Raw genomic sequence first — 25673 nt, 5'->3', positions numbered from 1 at the left:
TATACCCATGCCTTATTGTTATCATAATGAGATTTTAATATTGTAGCAAACGAACGCTATGGTTTTGCGATTTCCAAAACCATTCTGCCGCTAATATCTCCTTTTTTCATTTCATCAAAAACAGTATTAATATCTTCGAGTCTGGCCGTTTTTACGGTAGTCTTCACCTTTCCTTCCACAGCAAAAGCGATCGCTTCTTCCATATCTTTTCGAGTTCCCACAATCGAACCTTTAATAGTGGTTCCATTGATTACCGTATCGAAAATTGACAGGTCAAAGGTACCTGAGGGAAGACCGTTTAAGGAAAGTACTCCTTTACGTCGAAGGGCGCCGAGCGCCTGATTGAATGCCATTGTCGATGGTGCCGTCACTAGCATGCCGTGCATCCCACCGGTCTCTTTCTTAAGGAACAATCCCGGATCATTTTCTTTAGCATTTACAGTGACATCTGCCCCTAATTCTTTTGCCAGTTTTAGTTTATCCTCGGCAATATCAATAGCTGCCACATGCAGACCCATCGCCTTGGCATACTGAATGGCAAGATGTCCCAATCCCCCGATCCCAGAAATACCTACCCATTCCCCAGGTTTAGCACCGGTTTCTTTCAGACCTTTGTAAACAGTAACCCCTGCACAAATGATCGGTGCCATTTCTGCAAAATTGATACCTGAAGGAAAGCGGGCAACATATCTTGCATCGGCGACCACATATTCTGCAAAACCACCGTCTACACTATAACCACCATTTTTCTGACTTTCACAAAGGGTTTCCCAGCCTGTGTAACAGTAGTCGCAACATCCGCAGGCACTGTATAGCCATGGTACACCGACAATATCACCTTCTTGCACGTTTTTTACACTGTGTCCTAACGCAACGACATATCCTATCGCCTCGTGTCCGGGAACCAAAGGCATCTTTGGTTTGGCGGGCCAATCTCCCTCACATGCGTGAAGATCGGTATGGCAAACACCACAAGCAATGACTTTCACTAATATTTCATTGTCGCTCGGCTCTCTCACCGGCATTTCTTCGATTTGTAATGGCTCTCCAAAAGTGTGGATTACCGCTGCTTTCATTTTTTTTGGTATCATAATTATAAAGTTCTGTTGCAACGGCTTTATTGTATGGTAAAGCTAATTGCTGGATTAAAGGTTAAATGGGAAAAAATAAGAAAGAACGCTGTTTAGCAGCATCCCGCTATAATCAATAGGCGACATCCGGAGACGGTATGGATTGGATTTGTTGCGCATGATGACCGCATGCGTTGTAATAATTACGCCCGCTCAAATTTCACTAATTTCCTGCAGCTTTTGAAAGCTTTGTCCGCTTGATTTTTGATTCAAGCTGTTCCTCTGTCATTTCATCAAATGACTTCACAAGTTTATTATTGAACGGATTCATCGTTTTGCTAGTTGATGTCATGCCTATTGTTTCTATGTTGTTATTTTAAAAAGTTGAACAAATCTAGAAACAAAACCTTATACAGAAAATGACCCCCATCATTAATCTTTGTGATTGTCAGCAAAGCAATTTAGTATCCCAAATAATTATAATCCCAGGATGACATTTGATGAACCTATGTAAAACAAGCTATTGATAATTAATTACCACTATTTAAATAATGAAAAGACATCATGAAGATCAATAATTATAGGATTACAAACATTTCAGATGATCATAAAAATGATCCTTGAGAAGCTGAAAGAATGAAATTACCATCATTTTCTGAACATTACTCATATTTTACCTTGGTCCTATGAGTTTAAATCAACTTCAATAATCAAAAATTCAGAGAAATCAACACGGTATAATCAATACTAATCTCGTATCGTGACGATAAACAAAATTTAAATCCGCCTATTATACGAGTAAAATTAATTACCCACTTCTTCATCGTATAAAAAATATAATTAAAACAATAAAATAGTATCAAAATGAAAACTACGAAACATCTTATGGCGCTTGGTTTAGTATTAGGAAGCATGTTATTGCCGCAATTCTCAAATGCTCAAAGATTAGCCCAAAAAAGTACGGCGATCACTATTTTCGGAACATCTCCGATGCACGAATGTGATCTTCACTGTCCCTGTCAGAAACCTATAATCTTATAAAATATTTACTATTTGTAACATTTATTTACAATAGCATTTTATTTATTTGCTAATTTTACAGTCAAAATAAATACAAAAGCTTGAAACAATAAATAACATGAGTGATTTTTTAATAGGTATCGGAAAAAGATTAAAAGATATTAGAAAGAAAAACAACCTTACCATCAACGATCTTGCCTCAAAAGCTCATGTGAGCAACGGTTTGGTTTCACGAATAGAGAATGGAAGAACAATTCCGTCATTGCCTGTTTTGCTTGAACTGATACAGTCTTTGGATATTGATGCCAGTTATTTTTTTGAAGGCGTTGAGAAAAAATCTAATGCAAAATTTATTTTTGTTCCTAAAGAAAATCAGCAGGTTATAGAAAAAGAAGTAGAAGCTGAAGGATTTAAATATATGCATATCTTCAGCAAAAGCCTTCATTCATTAGGCTTTGAAGCGGTCTTGCTCACCTTAGAGCCCAATTCTAAAAGAGATAAAGTGATTACGGATGCTTGGGAATTTAAATATATTTTAAAAGGTAAAGTAAAATACATCATTGATAATGAAGAAATTGAGCTTCAGGAAGGTGACTCGCTTTATTTCAATGGAAAATTACCGCACGTTCCGGTCAGTATTTCCGACGAAGATTGTATGATGTTGGTGCTTTATTTTTATTCAGATAAAAACTAAAAAAATCACATAATTTTTATATTTTTCAAAACAAAAAGTTTACAAATAGTAAAATTTAGTCTTTTATATATTTAAGACTGTTAATATAAATTCCACATTTTACGATTAAACAAAATGAACTACTCACAGGCAGTTCATTTTTTATTTATTTAAACAACTCCCTAATACACAGAATTCTACAACATTTTAACACCAAAATTTCAATGTATTAGGTGGAGTAAATCCGTAAGATTGAGTTAACAATCATTCATTATTTATTAAATATAAATTAATACTAAAAATTTACATATATTAAAATTATTAAGTTGTTTTGCAATAGAAATTTAATATATGTAAACAATGGAAACAATTATAAAAAAATCTTTATTTCCTCTTTTTGCCTGCTGTACGATATTTGTATCGGCTCAAAAACAAATTGTCACCGGAACAGTTTCAGATAACAGTCAGCCACTTCCGGGCGCAACGGTTAAAATCAATGGAAGCTCAAAAATTGTAATCACGGATGTTGACGGAAAATTTTCTGTCAATGATCTTAAACCTGGTCACTACGATTTACAATTTACATACATCGGTTATGAACCTCAAAATATGACGGTTGATTTGATATCAGATCAGTCGCTTGATTTGGGAATCATTTCAATGTTTCAAAAACAGAAAAATATTGATGAGGTTGTAGTTACCGGATCTTTGAAAAACAGTGAAGCCCGTGCATTAAATATGCAGAAAAACGCAATCAATATTTCAAATGTCATCGCTTCAGACGGTATCGGAAAATTACCGGACAGAAACGCAGCGGAAACTGTACAGCGAGTTCAGGGTGTTTCCATCGAGCGTGATCAGGGCGAAGGAAGATTTGTTTCTTTAAGAGGACTTCCACCATTTTGGGCTTCAACGACCATCAATGGAAACAGACTTCCGACTGCTGAAGAAGAAACCACTTCGAGAGCTACCGCATTCGACTTTTTCCCTACTGAATTGATTTCTTATGTACACGTTAATAAATCGTTCACTCCTGATATGGAAGCAGACGGAATTGGCGGCGGTGTTAATTTTATCACCAAAACTCCTCCGATGAAAACCGAGTTCAGAGGGACTTTAGGAACGGGGTACAATGCAAAATCTGATAAAGGAGTTTACAATCTTGGATTGCTTTACGGAGGACGAACGAAAGATAAAAAATTCGGATATCTTGTTAATTTTTCACACTTCATCAGAAACTGGTCAACAGATAATTTTGAAGCAAGAAGAAGCGGTGACGAAGGAGTCTTCAGAATGGAACTTCGTGATTACAATGGGGTAAGAAAAACCACGGGAGCGAATGCAGCTTTAGAATACGTGTTGTCTCCGAAAAGCACCTTATATCTTAAAGGAATGTACGGAACTCTTTCAGATGACGAAACTCACTACAAACACAGAGTGAGATTTGATAAATTTAGTGCGGCCAACAACACGGCGAGAGTTGAGCTTCAGAATATTCACAATTTACTGATCACAGAACTGACTTCGGTTTCTTTGGGTGGAGTTCATCAGCTGAACAAAAGCAAAATCGACTGGGATCTTTCTTACTACAACAACCTTTTTAAATACGGAAATATTCCTGATAAGCAGAATAATTCTTACTACGTGATTAAATATACTCAAAGCGGTGTAGGAATCAATCCGGATTATATTTCAGATAAAGGAAACGGCCCGAGAGCTTACTGGAAAGCAGATGGCGGAAAATTAGATTTAAAAGATCCAGATGCATTATTTGGTTTTTACAGCAACCCGAATTTTAAGATGGATGCTTCTCAGATGAGGTTTACAGATTTGGAATTTTATAAAGTATACGTTCAGGAAAAAGATAAAATCGTAGCAGGTTTCAACCACGAAATTAACGCTTCTGACAAATTAACTTTAAAGTATGGTTTAAAATACCGTGATAAAGAACGTAACGCCCGTTTCTCTGATATTTTCTACAACTGGTCAAATGGTACCGCTCCATTATTATCAGATTTCGGTCAACATGTTACGACACAACCCAATGCTACAAAGTATTTGAGCGAAATGAATGCCAATATCGGAAATACTTTTGGTCCGGTACTTTCAACAGGCGGGATGGATCAGTTCTGGTTACAGAATCAGGGAAATTTAACTATTAATAAAACCGATTCTGAAGCGCTTGAATATAACAAGGCATTAGGAAGAAATTTCGATGTATTTGAAAAACATGCAGATGCTTACGGAATGGGAACCTATAAAATCAATGATCAGATAACCATTTTAGGAGGTGTAAGATTATCAAATACCCATACCAAAGTAAAAGGTTACAATGTTGTTGACGATGTTTTGACACCGGTAGAAAATACCAAAAACTATCTGGCCTTTTTACCGATGTTGCATTTGAAATATATGATCAACGATAAAACCAATTTACGATTTGCAGCGACACGTACTTTTTCAAGACCAAATTTTGGAGACCTTACTCCGGGAGGGACATACAGTGAAGCCGATAATGAGTTTAAAGGTGGAAATCCAAACCTGAACCCGACCTACTCTATCAACCTTGATTTAATGGGTGAATATTACTTTTCCAATGTCGGGATTTTAAGCGGAGGTGTTTTCTATAAATCAATCACAGATCCTATTTTTCAGGATTCTTTTATTGGAAATTATAACGGAATCAATGGCGTCCAATTCAGTGCTCCCAACAACGGAAAAGCAGCATGGTTAGGCGGAATCGAATTGGGAATCAACAGAAGGTTTGACTTCCTGCCGGGATTCCTTCAATATTTTGGAACACAGTTGAATGCAACTTTCATGACCTCTGAAATGGAAAAACCAAGCGGAAGAATGGTTAAACTTCCATATCAGGCGAAAGAACTCTACAATATTCAATTGTTTTTCGAGAAAAAAGGATTTAATGCAAGACTGGCTTACAATCATAAAGGAAAATTTGCAGTAGAATATGCCGAAGAAGATCTTTACGATTCATACTACGGAAAATACAGCAATCTTGACTTCGGAACTTCGTACCAAATCAACAAGCATATCACCGTCTTTGCAGATGTCAACAACATTCTGAACAAACCTTTGATCTATCATTTTGGAAAAGACGAACAAAGACCTGAACAGGTAGAATATTACGGTGTAAGAGGAAATATTGGGGTAAAACTTAATTTCTAAAATGATGATGACCTCTCCATCAAAAAACAATACATTGAATGTAACTCTGAAAGCGGCGATCGCTGCTTTCGGGGTCTACTTCTGCATGTATGCGTTCAGAAAACCTTTTGCTGTAGCCTCATTCAGCAATTTAGAGTTTTTTGGTTTTGATTATAAAATCTTAATCATCATAGCACAAGCGGTTGGTTATTTTATTTCAAAATTTATCGGAATTAAATTTATTTCGGAACTAAAACCTCAGAAAAGAATTCTTTTTCTTTTGATTTTTATCGGAATTGCCGAACTGGCTTTGTTAGGTTTTGCAGTCGTTCCTGCGCCATACAATATTTTGTTCATGTTCATCAACGGAATTCCTCTCGGAATGATCTGGGGAATTGTATTCTCTTATATTGAAGGAAGAAAAACCACCGAAATTATTGGCTTATTTCTTTGTTCAAGCTTTGTAGTTTCTTCAGGAGTAGTAAAATCTGCCGGAAAATTTTTAATGGACAGTTTCGGAATTTCGGAATTCTGGATGCCGTTTGCAACAGGTTTGATTTTCATTATTCCATTAATCATTTTTGCTGTTTTATTGAATAAAATTCCAGCTCCGAATGAAGAAGATATTGCTTTGAAAAAAGAAAGAAAACCTTTGAGTGAAGAAGAAAGAATGTCTCTGGTGAAAAAGTTTTTCCTTCCTTTGGTTAGCATCACGATTCTTTACATTTGTCTGACAGTTTTAAGGGATTTCCGGGACAATTTCAGCCGTGAGATCTGGGATGAGATGAGCGGTAATGCAGATAGTTCGGTTTTCACTTTGACAGAAGTTCCGATTTCGATAATGGTTTTACTGATTCTCGGATTTATGGTCAAAGTAAAAAATAACAGGAAAGCCTTTGCTTACTATCATTACATTCTTTTTGGCGGAATTATTTTAGTGGCGTTCTCCACGATTTTATTTCAGAGCAACATCATTTCTCCATTTTTATGGATGATGGTATCGGGTTTCGGAATGTACCTCTGTTATATTCCTTTTAACGGAATTTATTTTGACCGGATGATTGCCGCTTTTAAAATTAAAGGAAATGTCGGTTTTTTCATCTACTTCGTGGACGCCTTTGGATATTTGGGAAGCGTTTCGGTGCTGTTTCTGAAAAACTTAGGCTCTCAAGATCGCTCGTGGCTTCATTTTTATATTAATCTCAATTATATCATCACAGCCACAGTTTTAATTTTTTCAATTATTGCTTTTTTAGCATTCCAAAAAAAATCAAGGTCAAAATCAAATGCTGAAGACGAAGAAACATCACAGGTAATTCGTTTTGATGCTTTTAAAATTTAAAATGATACATATGAATACTCAATATGATTTAATCGTTGTAGGTGGTGGAATCTTAGGAACCTTCCACGCTTATCACGCATTACAAAAAAACTTGAAAGTCGCTATTCTGGAAAGAAATTCTATTCCACAGGGCGCAACCGTAAGAAATTTCGGACAGGTCGTTCCATCCGGAATGGACATCAAATGGCAGAATTTCGGAAAAGAAAGTTTAAATATTTATAAAGATCTGCAATCCAAAGCCGATCTTACCGTAAGACAAAATGGTTCTGTATATATTGCTTCCAACGATGAAGAACTTCAGTTGATTGAAGAACTTTCGCAGATCAATAAAAACAACGATTACGAATCGGTCATTCTTTCTAAAAGTGAATGCATTCAGAAGTTTGACGGTCTGAGATCTGATTACTGCAAAGGCGGATTGTTTTTCCCTCAGGAAATTTCAGTTGATTCGGGCGAAATGATTGTAAAACTTCATCAATATCTGAAAAATCAAGAAGGTCTGGATATTTTCTACAATACCACTGTGGTAGAAACCACTGAAAATAATTCTCAATGTACTGTTGTGACTGCAGAAGGAAAGAAAATTCATTCTTCAAAAATCATCATTTGCGGCGGACATGAGTTTAAAACTTTGTATCCTGAAGTTTTTAATGAAAGTGATCTCGAAGTCAGCAAACTGCAAATGCTTCAGACCAAACCCCAGGGGATCTATTCGCTGCCGGGAAATATTCTCACCGGACTTTCCATCAGAAGATACGAGTCATTTACTGAATGTGAATCTTTTGCCAAAATAAAGGAAGGTGAAGACAAAAACTCATTTGAAAAGAAATTCGGAATTCACATTTTATTCAAACAGGCTTTAGACGGTTCAGTCATTATTGGCGATTCTCACGAATATGCAGATGCAAAAAATGCAGACGACCTCGGTTATGATTTAAATATGGACATCGACGAATTTATGATCAATGAAGCTAAAAAAATTATCGATTTGCCAACCTACGAAATCCAGAGAAGATGGTTTGGCATTTATTCTCAGTGCAAAACCAAAGATATTTTCGAGCACAATGTATCGCCCAACATTCATATCGTGACAGGTATCGGCGGAAAAGGAATGACCGGAAGCGGGGGTTATTCAAAATTTAATATCAATACAATTTTTTCTTAAAAAATGAACATACAATTATTGGTTCTGGATATGGCCGGAACAACGATCGATGAAGATAATGTGGTGTATAAAACACTTACAAAAGCCGTTAATGACTATGGTTACGAAGTGACTTTAGATAAAGTGCTTGAAATCTGTGCCGGAATGGAAAAAGCGGAGGCTATTAAAAACTTACTCGAAAATATTGGCGGAAATACGGAAGATACTGAAGCCATATTCGAAAACTTTTCTGACGAATTGGCTCTTGCTTATAACGATTTCAACGTAAAACCCATTGCTGGAGTTGAAGAATTTTTGTTAAAAGTAAAATCTAAAGACAAAAAAGTAGTTCTAAATACCGGTTATACTCAGAAAATTGCTCAACAATTGCTTACAAAACTCAACTGGAAAATTGATGTTCATTATGATGCACTGATTACTGCCGACGATGTTTCTGAAAGCAGACCAAGTCCTGAAATGATCATCCTTGCAATGAAAAAATTCGGAATTACAGATCCGAAAGAGGTTTTGAAAGCCGGAGATTCTGCCATCGACATCCAAGAAGGAAAAAATGCAGGTTGTGGAATGACCATTGCCGTTCTGAGCGGTGCACAAACCAGAGCACAACTTGAATTGGCATTGCCCGATCATATTTTAAACAATCTTTCAGAAGCTGAACATATCCTTTTTTAATTCCTTCAAAGAACTGGTTACAGAGGTATTTCTGTAATCAGTTTTAATTCAATTTCAAAAATTAAATCTTTAAAATAGTTATTATGAAAACAAAATTTCTTTCTCTTTTGGTAATGACCGGTGCATTAATGACCGCACAGACCAAAAAAGTCCTATTTATCGGGATAGATGGCTGCAGGCCTGATGTGATGATGTCATCCAACACTCCGAACATCCAGGGATTATTACCGACTGCAGTATATTCTTTAGATGCCATTACATTAGCACCAACCATCAGCGGAAACGGCTGGAGTTCTATGCTTACAGGAGTGGGTCTAGATAAGCACAACGTGCCGGACAACAATTTCACCAATCCAAACTATGCTAATTATCGTGATTTTTTAACCAGAATTGAAACATACAATCCTAATTTGAGAACCATTTCTTTAGTTCACTGGGCACCAATTAACAACAATATCATCAACACTGCTGATGTAAAAACAAACTTTTCAACAGATCTTGCAGTAAAAAATGCAGCAGTTAATGCACTTCAAAATGACAATCCGGATGTACTTTTCGTTGATTTTGATGATGTGGATGGTGCAGGACATTCATACGGTTTTACTTCAGCTTCATCGCAATATGTGAATTCTATTCAACTTACAGATACTTATATCGGTGAAATTCTGACAGCAATGAAAAACAGAAGCACTTATAATAACGAAAACTGGTTGGTTGTAGTCACTACCGATCACGGTGGAGAAGGTGCTGCACATGGAGGAGGAAATCTTACTGAAAGAGATATTTTTTCAATCTATTCAAACCCATCTTTCACGCCTCAGCAAATCAGCAAAACTCAAAACCAAAATACTCCAACGTATAACCGTCTGAATTTCCCTGCAGGAACGTATGCAAAGCCTTCAGTTCAAAGCAGTTTTAATTTCGGTGCAAGTCAGGATTTCACCATTGAATTTTGGGTGAAACCAAACGCTAACTATAGCAGCGACCCAGTATTCATCGGCAATAAAAACTGGAACAGCGGGACAAACAAAGGTTTTGTAATTTCAGGATATTCAGGACAGACCTTTAAAATGAATATTGGCGATGGAAGCAACAGACTGGATCTGACTGGAGGAAAATTAATAACAAACCAGTGGAAACATATCGCTGTAACGTTCGACAGAGACGGTCTTGCGACAATGTACGACGATGGCGTTCCTGTAACTGTTGGGAAAATGAATAATATCGGTGATATCACTTCTAATTTACCATTAACCATCAATCAGGACGGAACCAATACTTATGGTGTTAATTTGGCTGCTTCTTATAAAGATGTAAGAATTTGGAATGCAAAATTATCGAATGAAGCTATAGTTCAATGGGCAAATCAGGATGTTACAAGCTCGCATCCTTTCTACTCTAATCTTTTAGCAAATTATAAAATGACTGAAGTTTCAGGAAATACTTTGACAGATTCAGGACCATTAGGTAATAATGCAACCATTACAGGCTCTCCGACGAGAAATCTTCAGACCTCAGAAACATTTACCATTCAAAACTACCTGAATACACCGAGACAGACCGACCACTTCCCTACTGTGCTCAATTGGCTATGTATTCCGGTGCAATCATCTTGGGGAATTGATGGTGTAAACAGAATCCCTGTGTGCAATACAGCAGTACTTTCTGTAAATGATGCTGAGAAAAAACAAAATGAATTGGTTATTTACCCAAATCCAGCGAGTAATGAAATCAATATAAGATTTAGTTCACTTGATAAAAAACTGACATTAAATATTATTGATGCAAAAGGAAGTATTGTTTCTGTAAAGGAATTATCATCTTCAAATTCTCAATACAATCAAAAAATAAATACTGAATTTTTATCTGCCGGAGTTTATTTTGTTCAGATCAAAGGTGACAAAACTTCTTTTTCTAAATCTTTTATAAAAAGGTAATTAAAATCTGATTTAAAAAAACATTACGCCAAAAAACACCACCAATGGAATCTATTGGTGGTGTTTTAATTAATTTCCAGAGGCTTTTTATTTTAAAATAATTTTGTTTGATATCATTATTTTGATACCGTTCAAAAGTCAGTAAAATATTTTTATCTATAAATTTTATTTAAAAATTAAAGAATTATGCAGAAGCAGAACGACCAACTTGTGTATTTATACCATGAAAATTATTGTAAGTGTAATACAAATCTGTAAAATAAACATCAGTTTCCATTTCAGAATTTTCTGTGCTCGTGATTAATTTATGCTCTTTGGGTTCAGATTTTAAGGTAACTGTTTTCCTTTGTTCAATAGTTTTAACACAATTACAATGCTGATGATCGTTAGCCTGATGATCAGACAATTTTAAAATACGAACTTCTGTATTTGATAATTGAGTATTTGCTTCGAATGAACGCTGATTTAAAGTAAAATACGGTTCGCCGTGGTAAAAATAATGGTCGATAATTTCCGGGTGATTACAATCTTCTTTTTTCGCAGGAGTTGCTGCATAATATCCTTTACATTCTGTACAAAAAGCCACTTTAACATTGATCGATTCCATATTTTTTATTTTTTTGATGTGCTTTTACTATAACAGAATTTGTGCCATACAAACCTTATTCAGAGGAAAAAATTCTAATATTTGTGAAAATATTTTTATGAAATATTTAGAGTCAATAAACATGTATGGGATTGGGGAAAAAGCAGCAACCACGCTCCCACTTAGATTGACCTGAAATAAAAATCTGATTTGATATAAAACGAAATAAGTCACGCAAAATGCATGACTTATTTCGTTATTGTCGTTTGAAAATCTAATTATTTAGCTTCAAAATACACTCTTCTGTTAGCTCTGTTTTTCCATTCAGGGCACTTGGTTGCAGGATCACACTCAGGATATTTCAAATCTTTTTTCCCTCTTCCTTGTGCGTCTAGTTTCGTAGATTCTACTCCATTTTTAATCAAATAATCTTTCACACTGCTGGCTCTTTTTCAGATAAATTCTGATTGTAGTTTTCAGAACCTCTTGTGTCTGTAGTACCGATTACGGTGTAAGCACCATTTGAAGAATTAATGTAGTTTACAGCATTGTTCAAAATCGGAGTGTTTGATGGTAAAATTCTGTCTGAATTTAAATCAAATTCAATTCCGTCTAATTTTGTTTCTGCTTCAGTCACAGTACCTGAAGGTGTTACAGGACATCCGTTGTTTTCTACAGGGCCAGGAATCGTTACACATTTGTCATAAAGATCGATCACTCCATCTAAATCAACATCTAAAGCAACACCAGATCCGTCAACTCTTGCACCTGCAGGAGTGTCTAGCTGTCTGTCCCAATCATCACAAACTCCGTCATTATCATTGTCACCACTTTTACAAACTTCTACATCTTCGTTTTTAGCTGCTAACACATCAAGCTTGTAGTAGATTTCCTGTAAAGGATCGTGCCACATCAAGTGTGAATCGTGTTTTCCTAATTTCAATGATAAACCTAGAGTTGCATTGAAGAAATTATCCGAAACCTGATCTTCTCTTTTGTTGATAGTGCTGTACTGCGCACCACCGCCGTCAAATTGGTCATCAGTAGTTACCACATACATTACTCTACCTTCAAGATCTAATCTGTTGTTGATTTTATATTTTAAACCTGCACCAGCCTGTCCGAAGAAAGAATTTAATTTAAATGGCTTTACTTCAGTCATTAATCTTTGTCCGAACTCATCTTTCTGATATGCTTTGTATGCTAAAGTACCAACACCTGCATAACCGTGTAAGGCCCATCTATAAGGAGATTTATTATCAACACGTCTCATTAAATTAGAAAAATTAATATCTCCTAAAATTGAAATTGCATCATATTGAGTTCTTGCACCAACCTGTCCTGTCACTGAAGCATTGGCAGGAGCTGCATCTTTCGTATTGAACCAACCCTGTCTTGTTTCACCTCTGTCATATTGAAGATTAATTCCAAAAGCATGCGTGAACGCCTTATCAATACTCACATAAGCAGAATAACCAAATAGGTTTTTACCGTTTCCGTTTTTAATAGACGTCAAATCTGCAGACTGCATCAAAGGTACACCTGCACCGAAAGATACTGCCCAGTCATTGAATCTTTTCGACTGTTGAGTAAAAGGACTTACATTGGAAGAACCGGATGTAAATGTATTAGGATATTCTCTGTTTGATACTTTCAGGCTGTCTTGCGCCATCATTGAAGCAGGCATAGCTAACGCTAATGAAAAAATTGCTAAACTTAGTTTCATATTATTTTTAATCGTTAAAATTTAATTATTAAAGTATTGCTACTTTTAAAGTTATTGGAATATCAACTATTCCAAAAGTGTCTGCTGCAGGACTTTTTTCGTACGTCCCTACTTACTTTCAACTTGCATGCCAAGAAATTAATTATGTTAAATTATTTTAACTAAAAAACGAAAACATTACTTTAGAAAAGTGTATATCATCAAGTTAATCTATCTGACTCTAAGAAGATTATATGACTAAAAACAATGCTATGTAATAAATATTAATATTTTATTAAATACAATATGAATTTTTACTATTTTTAAAAAATTTCAATATTAATCAAGATTCACCTTCAAAATTTTCATTCAATTATAGAAAAAAATTACGATCTCACCGTAAAAAACTGATATTTTCACCTGCTTTTTTCAGTGCTAAAAAACTTTCAGATGTTATTTTTTCTGCGAATACTACTCTGAAGTGATGACTGTAGGCATCGCTATAGGTAAATGTAAATCCCGGAGTAAAAGCAATTCTCTCACGTTCACAGTAAGCTGTAAATTTTTCCATATCTACATTCTCAGTAAGTTTACCCCAAATGCTGTAACCACCCATTGGCCTGTGAAAGTAGGAAGCTTCAGGAAAGTTTGCTTTTAAAGTATTCAATATTTCTACTGACTGAATTTCCAATTGTCTTCTCAAAGTACGAAGGTGTCTGTCATAAATATTTCCATCTAAAATTTTAATCATTAATTCCTGATAAATGGGAGCAACCGATCTTCCCAAAGAAAACTTTAATCGCTCAGCCTGCGCAAAAAAACGTCCTGCATTCAGCCAGCCTAAACGAATTCCCGGCGCTAAAGTTTTAGAAAAAGATGAATAGGTCATTACCCAACCGTTTTTATCAAATTGATGAATCGTAGAAGGTCTGTCCCCTTCAAAATAAAGATCTCCATAAATATCATTTTCAATAATCGGAATCTGATGACTGTTCGCCATCAATGCAAGTTCTTTCTTAGCTTCATCAGACATCAAAATCCCGGTCGGATTATGAAAATTGGGTGTAAGTACAACCGTACGAATATTACTTTTATTTAAAATATCCTTCAAATAATCAACATCAAATCCGGTTTTATAATACACAGGAATCTCAATTATTTTTAGTTTTAAATTTGAGATTACTTCTAAAACAGAGAAAACACAGGGACTTTCCACAGCAATCACATCTCCCGATTGCGTAACGGAAGCCAGCGCAATGTAAAGTGCCTGCAATGCTCCATCAGTAATAATGAGTTCTTCCTCATTATATGAGCAGCCATACTTTGAAGCACGAGAAGCAATCTGTTGTTTTAAAATTTCCGATCCGTTTGTGGGATAATATCTTAAAATTGACGCACCTTTTTCCCGAATTACTTCCTGTATTTTCCTTAAAATCAATTTTTGAGGAATAAGCAAATCATTTGGAGCAGCAGCATTAAATGATGACTGTTCAGAAAATTTACCTGCCTTTGAAGTCAGCTTTAATTTCTTACTAAAATCTGAATCTCTTACAACTTTAGGAAATTTTGATAAATGATCAGGAATCGCATCATCATGTTTTAAACTGACAAAAAATCCTGAACGAGGTCGGTTGTCTACATAACCTTTCATGACAAGATAATCATAACCATTTTGCACAGAACTGGTACTCAGCTTAAATTTTTCTTTGATTTCCCGCACTGAAGGCAAACGATCACCTGAGCTGAAAGTTCCATTTTTGATTTGTTCTTCGATTACTGATGTGAAAATTTGATATTTATATTTCTGCATTTTTGAAAATCATCTGTTCTGAACAAATTTATGAAATTTAAATCTGTACCGATTCATTTGCCTTCAACTGTACCGAAATAAACATAAGTAAATGCTTAGCTTTGAAAAAAAATAAAATGGAGATTGTTTCAAAATTTGTAATCGGATCAGACCAGGGAATGGATGAATTTTTTGACGTTAAAAAAGCTTTCATCAGAGAATCATACGAAGACATCATCACTTCAGAAGAGATCGAAAACTACATCGCAGAAAATTTTGATCAAAGGAAAATGATCAATGTACTGAATGATTTTTCCAATCAATTAATTATGGTTTTTGCAGACCAGAAACCCGTCGGATATTGCTTTTTCCAAGGTGGTTTGTCTTATCCCGATGCAAAAGAAAATCAAAAAATGACAGCAATTACAGAATTTGCAATCCTTCCGGAAAATGATTTACCTGACGTAAAAAATATTCTTTGGAAAAAAGTAAAATCAGCTATTCAATTCACCGACAGTATTTGGATTAATATAAGTGATAATGATGCTCAACTTGATTTTTTTAAAGATCAACAATTTGCGTTTGTCAAAAATCAGTGTCAGAAGCATTCAATCTTCCGTCATCGATTTATGAACTTGATTTAAAAAAATAAAAGATTATTCATTATAAATCCACATCAACACCGGTTTTTGAGATTTCTGAATGATAGGGTCTAATTTCCGCATCGCATTATTAGAAATTGTCGGGCAGCCCCAACCTTCCGGAGAACCTTTAGGATATGTTTCATCATCACTCATCAGATTCCAAGAATGAAAAACAATAAACCGTTTTAAAGCATTATTATTGGTTTCTTCTAATCCGTGCATCAGATATTTGACGTTGATTCCCCAATCGCTGTGGCCTCTGCCTGACAATTTATATTTCCCTAAAGATGAAAGATGACTTCCGTCTTCATTGCTGAATGTCGGATTGTCTTTCGATTCGTCACTACTCCACGAATTGTTTCCGCAGCCATGACCGACCAAATATTTTCCTGAAATTTTGTTTTCTTTAAAATCCCAAACCACAAAACGCTTTACACCGGAATGAAGACTCATGTCAATCAAAATGCAGAAATCCTCATTCATTTTTTTGTTTTTGCAAAATGCTGATGCTTCCTCCGCTTTCTTTTTTGTTTTTATGGAATCTAACTCAGGCTTTGGAATTTCTTCAACTTTATCTTTCTGAAAAATATTAGTAACGACAGAATCTTTCGGCTCGTTTTGACAAGACGAAAACACAATAAGCAGGAAAATGAAATAAAAAACTTTCACTCAATTATTTATAATGTAAGAAAATACCGTAGTCTGTTGGCGTCCACCATGCAGCTTTTTGTCCTGCAGCTTTCAGCGCATCATTTGCCCAGGTATTGCAGGTATTTAAAAAGCTATAACTTCCCTGCGCATCATAAAACGCATCGTTATCGCTGTACACTGCTTTTGTCGGAATCAGGAGATAATTTCCGTTGGCATCTTTATCAAATTTAGAATCGATAAATTTCACCAAATCTAGATATTGTTTTTTGCTGATCATTATTTTTTTGCAGTCGGAAGCTTCGGTCATTGTTTTGTAGAATGACGTATGCATGGCAGATTCGCTCATCCAAAATGCAGCTTTTACTGCCGTTGAAAATTTCAGGTCTGCCCAGGTTGGTGTATCGAGATAAAAACCTTTGTCGCCCCAGCCGATTCCTACATAATTATAATCCGTTCTCTTTGAGGTTGTATTTTCAAAAGGTATTTTAGAACTCCAATCGTACAAATCGTTCTTAACCGGCATCACAATGTCCGTATGAACACCGTTGGTGTAAATGTAAATGGGAATTTCTTTTTTCTCACCGTCATCTTTGGCAGAAACTTCAATAAAGGGAAGCAAATATCCCAAAAGGCAATAGACAACAATAATTCCTATGAGAATTCCGATGGTTTTTAGAATATAAATGAATATAATTTTCGCACTCATGTTTTTGATTCTAATTTTAATAAAATTTAATTTTGAATTTTTCGTAAAAGTATTTGTTTTATTCCGAAATATCAGTAAATTTAAAGAACAAACACTTGGAAATATGAATAAAAACATGAAATCCCAGAAAAGATTTAAAGTAAGAGTAAAAACAGCTCCTAAAAGAACCCAAAAAAAACGTTGATTTTCTTAAAGATATTCTCTTTTTGAAAGTCATTTTTTCTTTTGTGGAAAGGGCTTTTTAAATTTTTACGGTTTAAAATCTTCTGTTTCTTTAAAACTAAGCTTTTAAGGAATGGTGAATCACCCACTTTATTTTTGGAAAGTAAAATTTCCAGACAGATATTTTCACCTTTAGATTTTACTATAATTTCTCTGAAGATTGATTCAAAAACTCAATATTTCTTTTTAAACCTGCAAATTTTGTCCGCTTGACAGGTGATTTTCTGAAAATTTCGGAGAATATTTCCTGAGTTAATTCTTTCCATTCATCTTTTTTGAAATTTTTCAAAGCTTTGTTAGGTTTAAATTTTGCCTGAAGATTCGGTGCAGAAAAACGGTTCCACGGACAAACATCTTGGCAGATATCGCAGCCAAACATCCAGTCTTCCATTTTACCTTTAAATGAATCAGGAATTTCATTTTTTAATTCAATCGTTGCATAGGAAATACATTTGCTTCCGTCCACGATTTTTTCTGAAACAATCGCATCTGTAGGACATGCATCGATACATTTTCTGCAACTCCCACAATAATCAGTCGTTTCGTGATCTGGAATTAGATCTAAATCACAAATAATTTCGGCCAAAAAATAAAACGAACCACTTTGCTTGGTTATTAAGTTAGCATTTTTGCCAACCCAGCCAATTCCTGATTTTTTCGCCCAGCTTCTTTCTAAAACTGGTGCAGAATCTACGAAAACCCGGAAACCAAAATCACCGATTTCATTCTGCAATTCAGCCACCATATCCCGAAGAATTTCTTTTACCACTTCATGATAATCTTCGGCATACGCATATTTTGATATTTTGAAATTCTCCAACGTTGAAATTTTCTCTTCAGGAAAATAGTTATAAGAAAGTGAAATTACAGATTTTGAACCTTCTACCAAAAGCCTGGGATCAAGACGTTTATCAAAATGATTTTCCATGTATTTCATTTCGCCATGGTAGTTATTCTTCAGCCATTTTTCAAGGTGGTGTGCATCTTCTTCCAGAAAATCAGCCTTTGAAATTCCACAATTTTGAAACCCAAAACTTTTAGCTTTAGATTTGATTAATTGTGAATATTTTTCGGCTGTTGAATTCATAGATTTCGCATTGCAAAACTAAGATTATTTTATAAATTTGTTGGAGTTTGGATGCGTGAAAAAAGTTCACCTCCTTTTTTAAATTTAACTTAAAAGAAAGCAATATTATGTCATTAGCAGAAGTATTAAAATCAGGAAATTATGCATTAATCGACGTTCGTGAACCCATGGAATTGGAAATGGACGGAAATATAGAGGGCGCTCAAAATATCCCGTTGGGTGAGGTAGAAGATAGAAAAGAAGAAATTTTATCGATCGATAAGCCGGTTGTTTTATTCTGCAGAAGCGGAAACAGAAGCGGAAAAGCTTTAGATTTCCTACAGTCTCAAGGTTTAGAAGACGGCTACAACGGCGGCGGATGGGCTGAGTTGAAAGCGCATTTAGAAGCAAATCAAGGAACTTTTTAAGTTCCTTTTTTTATTTCTTTAAGTATGAATTTAAGAGATTATTTTTTTCAACTTTGTTCACCATTCAATCAAGACAAAATGCTGGTTGAGGTTTTTTGGCTTGAAATTGAGAAAAAATATGCTGAGAAAGGAAGACATTATCACAATCTAAGTCATTTAGAAAATATGTTTTCTGAATTGGAATTGGTGAAAGATAGAATTGTAAACTTTACTAATATTTCGTTTTCAGTTTTTTATCATGATGTAATTTATGATGCAAGTTCAAAACTGAACGAAGAAAAAAGCGCAGAATTTGCAAAGTTGAGTCTTGAAAAATTGGGTTTAAATAAAACTGATATTGAAGAAATTTCAAAGCAGATTTTAGCGACAAAATCTCATCAGAAATCAAAAAGTAATGACACTAATTATTTGCTAGATGCTGATTTATCAATTCTTGGAAAGGATATTGAATCCTATGTAAAGTACACTGAGCAAATCAGAAAGGAATATTCTATTTATCCGGATTTTCTATACAAACCGGGAAGGAAAAAAGTTCTGCAGCATTTTTTGGAACTGGAAAGTATTTTTAAAACTGAATATTTCAAAGCTAAATATGAAAATCAGGCGAGGAAAAATATTGAATTTGAAATCGGGTAATTATAAATTTTGGCTAAAGCCGATTGATTATAAACTAAGAAAGCGGACTAAAGTCCGCTCCTATTGATATTTTTAATCGTTTGAAAATAAGAACCACCCCGTCAAAAATTCCTTCAGAGGAGTGGAATTGGGACTTCCTAATTTTAAGTTTATTAAAACTTAGGCATTTTAACATCTTCAAACTCTTTCAAAAGATTCGCAAAAACAGTTTCCGCAGGCAAAACCTCATCAATCAAAGCTGAAACCTGACCGATTTCCAATTCACCTTCTTCCATATCACCTTCAAACATTCCTTTTTTTGCTCTGGCTCTTCCTAAAGCGGCAACCAGTGATTCAGAATTTCTTCCGACGTTATAAATCTCCTCCAGCTCGTTAAAGAATTTATTTTTAACCATTCTTACGGGCGCTAATTCTTTCAAAGTAAGATGAGTGTCACCTTCATTCAGTTCGGTGATTTTCTTCTTCCAATTATCGTGAGCACTAGCTTCCACCGTTGCGGCAAAACGGCTTCCAATCTGAACTCCGTCAGCGCCTAAAATCATGGCAGCTTTCATTTGAGAACCGAGAGCAATTCCACCAGCTGCGATTAATGGCTTTGAAATATGTTTTTTAACGTTGGGAATCAGGCAAAAAGTTGTGGTTTCATCTCTTCCGTTGTGACCACCCGCTTCAAATCCTTCGGCAACAACAGCATCAACTCCGGCATCTTCGCTCTTCATCGCAAATTTGGTTGAAGAAACTACATGAGCAACTTTCACTCCCTCTTTTTGTAATGTTTCTGTATACGTTTTAGGACTTCCGGCTGAGGTAAAAACTATTTTTACACCTTCTTCTAAAATAATGTTGATAATTTCTTCTAAATTGGGGTATAGCAAAGCTATATTTACTCCAAAAGACTTATCGGTAGCTTTCTTACATTTCTGAATATTTTCACGCAGAATATCGGGATACATGCTTGCAGAACCAATTAAACCCAATCCGCCACAGTTTGAAACTGCTGATGCTAATCTCCAGCCTGAATGCCAAATCATGCCGGCCTGAATGATAGGATATTGAATATTAAAAAGTTCGGTAATTCTATTTCTGCTTTCCTGCATCTCGTGAAGTTTTTTAGCTGAATTGAAATCTATAAAATTGCTCATATTGTAAAAATACTAAAAACTCTTGTTTTGAAAAATAAAAAACTAAACTGATTATTTAGATTTAAAACCACTTAAAGTTTCATCAATCAACGGACTTATTTTTAAAAAATCCCAAGCTAAATCAATGATATCACTTTGAATTTCTTCAAGATTCAAAGTGATCCAGCCTTCCATTAGAGTTAACGGACCAAAATTCACATCTACGTTTTCCCAATCTCCCTGATATTCAACAAATTTATTCCTGAATTTTTCGGCGAAATTTCTGCTTGAAATTTTATAACCTTTCAGGTCACGAAGTTTTAAAGCATGAATATTATAATATAGCTTTCCTTCTTTAATCGTTTTATCATTTACCCAAACCGAAAAAAATATTCTACTTTTGAGTTTAATGGAGAATTGAAATTATTTGACCATTCAGGTTTATAAATTTTCAATGTAACGGATTCTAAAACTTTTTCAACAGATAATTTCAAGCCCAGATCATTAAATTGCATGAAGAAAATATCTTCTACTGCTTTTTGAAATTTTTGCTGATAAAAATTATAATCCATCAATGTTACATTTTACTCAAAAATAAAAACTTTTAGAGAATTTCTACATAAAAAAACCTTCAGATAATTCTGAAGGTTTTGATTTTTTATTTTTTCATGGCTTCTTTCTTCCAGTTTCCTTTAAAATTACAATTGTCATAACGACCATCGATTGAAATAAAGGTTGTTGAAAGTTTTGAATTTACAAATTTTTCAACCATTTCGGCCTGTTTCTTACGCAAGGCCATCTGCTTGATTCGGTCATAATCGGTTTCTAAAGTAATCTGGTGAGAAGGAATAACATCTTCGATTTTCACAATCTTCACCACACTTCTGTCTCTGTCATCTTTATCATCGAAAGCCGTAGTGATATCTCCTTTATTTAAACCTGCCAATTCGTAGCTTATTGTTCCTGGAATACTTTCTCTTTCAATTTTGTTTGAACCATCGCCACCAGGAATTATACCTGCGTTGAATTTCGTTCTTTTATCGTCAGAAAATTTAAATGAAGCATCTTTAAAAGTAATTTTTTCAGCCAAAATAAGATCTCTGATGCTGTCCAATTTCTTTTTAGCGGTAGTAATTTCTTCAGCTGTAGGTGTAGACTTCAAAAGAATATGTCTTGCGTCATACACTTTACCTGATTTTTTCACCAACTGAATGATGTGATACCCAAATTCAGATTCGATAGGATCAGAAATTTCACCTTCTTGTAAGTTTAAAGCTGCTGCTTCGAACGGTTTCACCATCTGACCTTTGAAAACATTTTTCATCAAACCTCCATTAGCTGCAGAACCTGGATCTTCAGAATAAATTCTTGCCTGACTATCAAAACTTTCTCCACCAGCAATATCTGCTTTGATTTTCTTCAACTTATTAATCAGCTCATCCTTGTGAGCTTCAGTCAGTTTAGGATTCATTACGATTTGCGAAAGAGAAACCTCATCTTTAATCTCAGGTAATTGAGTCTTAAACATATTATAAAAATCTGTTACTTCGTTAGGAGTAACGTCAGCTTTTTCTGTAATTCTCTGATACTTTGCCTGACCGTAATACGTATCTGTATCTATTTTTTCGATAGCATTCTTCATCTCATATCCGGTTCTGAATTTATAAGCCGTCAACATCGCTTTTTCGTCAGGAAACTGAGAAAGCAATTGATTATACTTCGCATTTGCACCCTCTTTCATTGCCGCAGAACGGTTTTCGATCAGCGTGTCTTTTTTAGCTTCAAAAACAAGAAATTTGTTATTGATCAGATTCTCCAAAAAGTCACATTTATCAGTGGTACCAGCACCTTGCTGTTTTCCGTAATTCATCTGCTCCTCAACATCAGATTCAAGCACAATTTCATTGCCTATCACAGCCGCAATACCGTCGATTAATTGACCCGGCTTTAGCTGAGCATTCACTTTTGTTGAAAACAACAAAGTAAAAATCCCAAAAAGAAAAGCAATTTTTAATTTATTTATCATTTTACTATTTTAAACGAGTTGCAAATTTATAATTCTTAACGAATTACACTCAATTTTTTATTATAAATATTTCTTAAAAGAGTTGTTTGATTACAACTCAACAGTAAAAGTCGTCAATTCTTTGAATTGATTGATTCTTTCCAGCATATCAGCCTCGTTTACTTCCTCTATTCTTTCTGTTCCGAATTTTTCTACAGTGAAAGATGCCATCGCAGAACCTACGATCAATGCAGACTTCATTGTTTCAAAATCGAACTTTCCTTTTTTAGCTAAATATGCAGCAAAACCTCCTGCAAAAGTATCTCCAGCACCCGTCGGATCGAAAACTTCTTCTAATGGAAGCGCAGGAATAGCAAATATTTTACCATCATGGAAAAGAATCGCTCCGTGCTCACCTTTTTTGATGATGACAAATTTTGGTCCCATCGTATGAATTTTTTTAGCAGCTTTCACCAAAGAATATTCACCTGAAAGCTGTCTTGCTTCTTCGTCGTTGATGCTGATCACGTCAGTTTTAGCAATCATATCTTTTAAAATATCCAAAGCAGAATCCATCCAGAAATTCATAGTATCTAAAATGACCAGTTTTGGACGCTGATTCATTTTTTCAAGAACAGACAATTGAACGCCAGGATGTAGATTTCCTAAAAGTAAAATCTCCGCATCCTGCATAGATTCTGGAATTTTCGGGTCGAAGTTTTCAAGAACATTCACTTCAGTTGCTAATGTGTCTCTTGTATTTAAATCGTTATGATATTTTCCTGACCAAAAGAAAGTTTTTCCGTCTTTTACGATTTCTAATCCTTCGATGTTGATATCTCTCTTGGTGAACATATCTAAATGCTCTTGGGGAAAATCTCCTCCCACAACAGAAACAATCCCAGATTTCACTCCCATCACTGATGAGGTAATCCCAATATACGTGGCAGCTCCTCCTAAAATCTTATCTGTTTTACCAAATGGTGTTTCTATTGCATCAAACGCAACACTTCCTACAACTAAAAGTTTCATATGTATTTTCTTATTTTTTTAAAGGTCATATGCAATCTAGCGATGTCATATGTATTTTCTATTTTTTTATATTATATGTAATCTTATGATTTCATATAATTATAAAGTTATTTTTTAATATTAATTTTTCCATTCAAAAGTATCCAGCATGTGCATGATATCTTTTTTGATATAATCTACTGCCGGCGCTAAAGAATCTGGTTTTGGTCTTGTATCGAAATACAAATAGGCAGTTACAAAATGCTTTGTACTGTCTGTGGCATAAAACTGAAGATTAGACGCAGTTTGCCCTTTCAGCTCATAGAAATTTCCATAAACTTTTCTTTCAGGATACTGAAAAAATTTAGTATCAATCGAACTGGCTTTTATGGTATGCTTATACACCATTTTCTCAGACTCTCTTACATGGTCTGCAAAATCACCTTTCACAGGAAAATAAGTGATAAATACTTTTGCCTTCATCTTTGGGTAATTCATGTAATACCAACAAGGTTTTTTGGCATCCACAATCTTAGCAAAATCTGAATATTCAAAAGTATATGCACAATTTTTATCAAATTTCTGATATTTCGGTGTGGGATATTCTAATCTCAATTCACCATAAGGTTTCGGTTGAGTCTCTTTCTCACAAGAAATTAAAAGCATTGAAGCAAAAATAAAAATGACTTTTCTAATCATTTTGCAAAAATACAAATTACATTTTAGATTTTAGGACACAAATTTCACCATTTCAATGAGTTTTGAAATTTGATTTGATAAGAATTTTATTTAAACGCAAAGTCCGCAAAGTTTTTTACTACTAACTGTTTTTAAGTCTGCAAAGCCGTTCCTCTTAGCAAAGAAAACAAAGTTTATTTTTCTAACTTTATAATCCTGACAGAGCCAAATAACAGAACAGTTATATTTTCAATGATATAAACTTCCAAGATCCATATTCTTAAAGAATTCTATATGCTGTATGATAATTTTGAATATAATTTTCTAAAGGTTTCGGAAAAGATTTGTCGTGAGAACTTTCAACATTGGTGATAATATATTCATTTTCAGCAATAAAATTTTTCCAAACTTCTTCTGAATCTACCTCAACATTAAATATTTCTATACTTAAGTTCTTATGAGTCAATTTATGATTAACGGTTTTTGCACTTTTAATAAAAGGAATTAATTCATCCGAAATTTCAAGCGGAAATTCAAACAATTTTTTCCAGATAAAATCATCTTTTCTCTGCTGAATTAAAAATTCACCGTTTCTGTGAACGAAATAGTATTTTAACCCTAAATCCTGCGCTTTTACTTTCTTAGTTTTAACAGGAAATTCTGAAACTTTATTTAATGAAAACGCTAGACAGTCATCATTTACAGGACATTCGCCACATAAAGGATTTCGGGGTTTGCAGATTTCCGAACCTAAATCCATCATCGCCTGATTAAAATCTCCGACATTTTCAGGCATAATTAAATGTGACAGTTCTGAAAAATAATTGAAAGCTCGGGAATTTGACACATCAAAATCATCCGCAAAAACTCTGCTTAAAACTCTATAGAAATTTCCATCGACGGCAGGCATTTTTCCGTTAAAACAAATACTAGAAACTGCTGCTGCTGTATATTTACCTACCCCTTTTAGTTTTAAAATTTCATCATATTCCGCAGGAAAAACTCCGTTGTAATCATTGATGATTTGCTGTGCTGCTTTGTGAATATTTATTGCTCTTGAATAATATCCTAGACCTTTCCAATATAGTAAAACTTCATTTTCTTCAGCGTTTGCTAAAGTCTGAACATCGGGAAATCTTTTGATGAAATTATTGTAATGATTTAAGCCCTGAGCAATTCTGGTTTGTTGGAAAACAATCTCACAGATCCAGATTTTGTAGGGATTTTTTGTATTTCTGAAGGGTAAATCTCTTGCATTTATATCATACCATTTCAAAAGTTTGGTTCCGATATGAAGAAAGTCTGATGTTTTTTTGTTCTTTTCCAAAAAGCCGGCTTATTTATATTTTGCAAAGATAATTGATTATTTGTCGTGTTTTTA

23 protein-coding genes and 1 pseudogene are annotated in these 25673 nt (G+C 34.7%); 9 read left to right on the top strand and 15 right to left on the bottom strand.

The window, feature by feature from the left end; genetic code table 11:
- Positions 1-56 precede the first annotated feature (56 nt).
- Both adhP and EAG08_RS22735 read right to left on the bottom strand, forming a co-directional pair.
- A complete protein-coding gene (adhP, locus tag EAG08_RS17185; protein ID WP_228446619.1) occupies positions 57-1076 on the bottom strand; it encodes an alcohol dehydrogenase AdhP in 1020 nt (339 codons plus the stop codon).
- Positions 1077-1293: 217 nt separating this feature from the next.
- Entirely contained in the window at positions 1294-1422 is a 129-nt protein-coding gene (locus EAG08_RS22735) for a hypothetical protein (RefSeq protein WP_262696751.1), read from the bottom strand.
- A gap of 786 nt (positions 1423-2208) precedes the next feature.
- On the opposite strand from EAG08_RS22735, the gene EAG08_RS17180 reads away from it, so the two are divergent.
- The 6 genes from EAG08_RS17180 (at position 2209) to EAG08_RS17155 (ending at position 11044) form a co-directional block, all read left to right on the top strand.
- Positions 2209-2784: a helix-turn-helix domain-containing protein gene (locus tag EAG08_RS17180; RefSeq protein ID WP_129536500.1), complete on the top strand. Its 576-nt coding sequence runs from the start codon at positions 2209-2211 to the stop codon at positions 2782-2784.
- Between the two features lie 339 nt (positions 2785-3123).
- Positions 3124-5949 (top strand): TonB-dependent receptor, encoded by a 2826-nt coding sequence (locus EAG08_RS17175; RefSeq protein WP_129536499.1) that lies wholly within the window; start codon positions 3124-3126, stop codon positions 5947-5949.
- Between the two features lie 7 nt (positions 5950-5956).
- A complete protein-coding gene (locus tag EAG08_RS17170; protein WP_129537286.1) occupies positions 5957-7270 on the top strand; it encodes a DUF5690 family protein in 1314 nt (437 codons plus the stop codon).
- A 10-nt stretch (positions 7271-7280) separates the two neighbouring features.
- Positions 7281-8435: a TIGR03364 family FAD-dependent oxidoreductase gene (locus EAG08_RS17165; protein ID WP_129536498.1), complete on the top strand. Its 1155-nt coding sequence runs from the start codon at positions 7281-7283 to the stop codon at positions 8433-8435.
- Between the two features lie 3 nt (positions 8436-8438).
- Entirely contained in the window at positions 8439-9107 is a 669-nt protein-coding gene (locus tag EAG08_RS17160) for an HAD-IA family hydrolase (RefSeq protein WP_129536497.1), read from the top strand.
- An 83-nt stretch (positions 9108-9190) separates the two neighbouring features.
- A complete protein-coding gene (locus tag EAG08_RS17155) occupies positions 9191-11044 on the top strand; it encodes an alkaline phosphatase family protein (RefSeq protein ID WP_129536496.1) in 1854 nt (617 codons plus the stop codon).
- Between the two features lie 184 nt (positions 11045-11228).
- Here the strand turns inward: EAG08_RS17155 and EAG08_RS17150 are convergent, their stop codons facing one another.
- The 3 genes and pseudogenes from EAG08_RS17150 to EAG08_RS17140 all read right to left on the bottom strand — a co-directional run bounded on the left by EAG08_RS17150 (position 11229) and on the right by EAG08_RS17140 (position 15145).
- Positions 11229-11651, bottom strand: a complete 423-nt coding sequence (locus EAG08_RS17150; protein ID WP_129536495.1) for a hypothetical protein — start codon at positions 11649-11651, stop codon at positions 11229-11231.
- 257 nt (positions 11652-11908) lie between these two features.
- A pseudogene (locus EAG08_RS17145) lies at positions 11909-13356 on the bottom strand (OmpA family protein).
- Positions 13357-13729: 373 nt separating this feature from the next.
- Positions 13730-15145: a PLP-dependent aminotransferase family protein gene (locus EAG08_RS17140; protein ID WP_129536494.1), complete on the bottom strand. Its 1416-nt coding sequence runs from the start codon at positions 15143-15145 to the stop codon at positions 13730-13732.
- 101 nt (positions 15146-15246) lie between these two features.
- Here EAG08_RS17140 and EAG08_RS17135 point away from each other — a divergent pair, with 101 nt between their 5' ends.
- A complete protein-coding gene (locus tag EAG08_RS17135; protein ID WP_129536493.1) occupies positions 15247-15768 on the top strand; it encodes a hypothetical protein in 522 nt (173 codons plus the stop codon).
- A gap of 12 nt (positions 15769-15780) precedes the next feature.
- On the opposite strand, the gene EAG08_RS17130 is transcribed toward EAG08_RS17135, so the two are convergent.
- From EAG08_RS17130 to queG, 3 genes are all read right to left on the bottom strand, one after another.
- Positions 15781-16437 carry a murein L,D-transpeptidase catalytic domain-containing protein gene (locus tag EAG08_RS17130; protein WP_129536492.1) on the bottom strand — a complete coding sequence of 219 codons (657 nt, stop codon included), beginning with the start codon at positions 16435-16437 and terminating at the stop codon, positions 15781-15783.
- A gap of 4 nt (positions 16438-16441) precedes the next feature.
- On the bottom strand, positions 16442-17125 hold the full coding sequence (locus EAG08_RS17125) for a TIGR02117 family protein (RefSeq protein WP_129536491.1): 684 nt from the start codon (positions 17123-17125) through the stop codon (positions 16442-16444).
- Positions 17126-17489: 364 nt separating this feature from the next.
- Positions 17490-18434, bottom strand: coding sequence for a tRNA epoxyqueuosine(34) reductase QueG (queG, locus tag EAG08_RS17120; RefSeq protein ID WP_129536490.1), 945 nt, complete (start codon positions 18432-18434; stop codon positions 17490-17492).
- Positions 18435-18541: 107 nt separating this feature from the next.
- Here queG and EAG08_RS17115 point away from each other — a divergent pair, with 107 nt between their 5' ends.
- Positions 18542-18841 carry a rhodanese-like domain-containing protein gene (locus EAG08_RS17115; RefSeq protein ID WP_129536489.1) on the top strand — a complete coding sequence of 100 codons (300 nt, stop codon included), beginning with the start codon at positions 18542-18544 and terminating at the stop codon, positions 18839-18841.
- Positions 18842-18865: 24 nt separating this feature from the next.
- Positions 18866-19477 (top strand): hypothetical protein, encoded by a 612-nt coding sequence (locus EAG08_RS17110; RefSeq protein WP_129536488.1) that lies wholly within the window; start codon positions 18866-18868, stop codon positions 19475-19477.
- 152 nt (positions 19478-19629) lie between these two features.
- Here the strand turns inward: EAG08_RS17110 and EAG08_RS17105 are convergent, their stop codons facing one another.
- The 7 genes from EAG08_RS17105 to mutY form a co-directional block, all read right to left on the bottom strand.
- Positions 19630-20619, bottom strand: a complete 990-nt coding sequence (locus tag EAG08_RS17105; RefSeq protein ID WP_228446617.1) for an NAD(P)H-dependent flavin oxidoreductase — start codon at positions 20617-20619, stop codon at positions 19630-19632.
- Between the two features lie 51 nt (positions 20620-20670).
- Positions 20671-20817 (bottom strand): hypothetical protein, encoded by a 147-nt coding sequence (locus EAG08_RS21440; protein WP_164998586.1) that lies wholly within the window; start codon positions 20815-20817, stop codon positions 20671-20673.
- A 152-nt stretch (positions 20818-20969) separates the two neighbouring features.
- Positions 20970-21170: a hypothetical protein gene (locus tag EAG08_RS17100; protein WP_129536487.1), complete on the bottom strand. Its 201-nt coding sequence runs from the start codon at positions 21168-21170 to the stop codon at positions 20970-20972.
- A gap of 86 nt (positions 21171-21256) precedes the next feature.
- The gene (locus EAG08_RS17095) at positions 21257-22624 is read right to left on the bottom strand and encodes a peptidylprolyl isomerase (protein ID WP_129536486.1); all 1368 of its coding nucleotides are present in this window, start codon (positions 22622-22624) and stop codon (positions 21257-21259) included.
- Between the two features lie 90 nt (positions 22625-22714).
- The gene (locus EAG08_RS17090) at positions 22715-23635 is read right to left on the bottom strand and encodes a PfkB family carbohydrate kinase (protein ID WP_129536485.1); all 921 of its coding nucleotides are present in this window, start codon (positions 23633-23635) and stop codon (positions 22715-22717) included.
- Between the two features lie 120 nt (positions 23636-23755).
- Positions 23756-24313 carry a gliding motility lipoprotein GldD gene (gldD, locus tag EAG08_RS17085; RefSeq protein ID WP_129536484.1) on the bottom strand — a complete coding sequence of 186 codons (558 nt, stop codon included), beginning with the start codon at positions 24311-24313 and terminating at the stop codon, positions 23756-23758.
- 259 nt (positions 24314-24572) lie between these two features.
- On the bottom strand, positions 24573-25619 hold the full coding sequence (gene mutY / locus EAG08_RS17080) for an A/G-specific adenine glycosylase (RefSeq protein WP_129536483.1): 1047 nt from the start codon (positions 25617-25619) through the stop codon (positions 24573-24575).
- Between the last annotated feature and the right edge of the window lie 54 nt (positions 25620-25673).

The organism is Chryseobacterium sp. 3008163 (genome assembly GCF_003669035.1).
Classification (GTDB): Bacteria; Bacteroidota; Bacteroidia; order Flavobacteriales; family Weeksellaceae; genus Chryseobacterium.
This window is presented reverse-complemented; position numbering and strand designations above follow the sequence as displayed.

Coding starts and splice junctions, on each gene's coding strand:
- adhP (WP_228446619.1), bottom strand. CDS start 1,076: ATGAAAGCAGCGGTAATCCACACTTTTGGAGAGCCATTACAAATCGAA.
- EAG08_RS22735 (WP_262696751.1), bottom strand. CDS start 1,422: ATGACATCAACTAGCAAAACGATGAATCCGTTCAATAATAAACTTGTG.
- EAG08_RS17180 (WP_129536500.1), top strand. CDS start 2,209: ATGAGTGATTTTTTAATAGGTATCGGAAAAAGATTAAAAGATATTAGA.
- EAG08_RS17175 (WP_129536499.1), top strand. CDS start 3,124: ATGGAAACAATTATAAAAAAATCTTTATTTCCTCTTTTTGCCTGCTGT.
- EAG08_RS17170 (WP_129537286.1), top strand. CDS start 5,957: ATGACCTCTCCATCAAAAAACAATACATTGAATGTAACTCTGAAAGCG.
- EAG08_RS17165 (WP_129536498.1), top strand. CDS start 7,281: ATGAATACTCAATATGATTTAATCGTTGTAGGTGGTGGAATCTTAGGA.
- EAG08_RS17160 (WP_129536497.1), top strand. CDS start 8,439: ATGAACATACAATTATTGGTTCTGGATATGGCCGGAACAACGATCGAT.
- EAG08_RS17155 (WP_129536496.1), top strand. CDS start 9,191: ATGAAAACAAAATTTCTTTCTCTTTTGGTAATGACCGGTGCATTAATG.
- EAG08_RS17150 (WP_129536495.1), bottom strand. CDS start 11,651: ATGGAATCGATCAATGTTAAAGTGGCTTTTTGTACAGAATGTAAAGGA.
- EAG08_RS17140 (WP_129536494.1), bottom strand. CDS start 15,145: ATGCAGAAATATAAATATCAAATTTTCACATCAGTAATCGAAGAACAA.
- EAG08_RS17125 (WP_129536491.1), bottom strand. CDS start 17,125: ATGAGTGCGAAAATTATATTCATTTATATTCTAAAAACCATCGGAATT.
- queG (WP_129536490.1), bottom strand. CDS start 18,434: ATGAATTCAACAGCCGAAAAATATTCACAATTAATCAAATCTAAAGCT.
- EAG08_RS17115 (WP_129536489.1), top strand. CDS start 18,542: ATGTCATTAGCAGAAGTATTAAAATCAGGAAATTATGCATTAATCGAC.
- EAG08_RS17110 (WP_129536488.1), top strand. CDS start 18,866: ATGAATTTAAGAGATTATTTTTTTCAACTTTGTTCACCATTCAATCAA.
- EAG08_RS17105 (WP_228446617.1), bottom strand. CDS start 20,619: ATGAGCAATTTTATAGATTTCAATTCAGCTAAAAAACTTCACGAGATG.
- EAG08_RS17100 (WP_129536487.1), bottom strand. CDS start 21,170: ATGGATTATAATTTTTATCAGCAAAAATTTCAAAAAGCAGTAGAAGAT.
- EAG08_RS17095 (WP_129536486.1), bottom strand. CDS start 22,624: ATGATAAATAAATTAAAAATTGCTTTTCTTTTTGGGATTTTTACTTTG.
- EAG08_RS17090 (WP_129536485.1), bottom strand. CDS start 23,635: ATGAAACTTTTAGTTGTAGGAAGTGTTGCGTTTGATGCAATAGAAACA.
- gldD (WP_129536484.1), bottom strand. CDS start 24,313: ATGATTAGAAAAGTCATTTTTATTTTTGCTTCAATGCTTTTAATTTCT.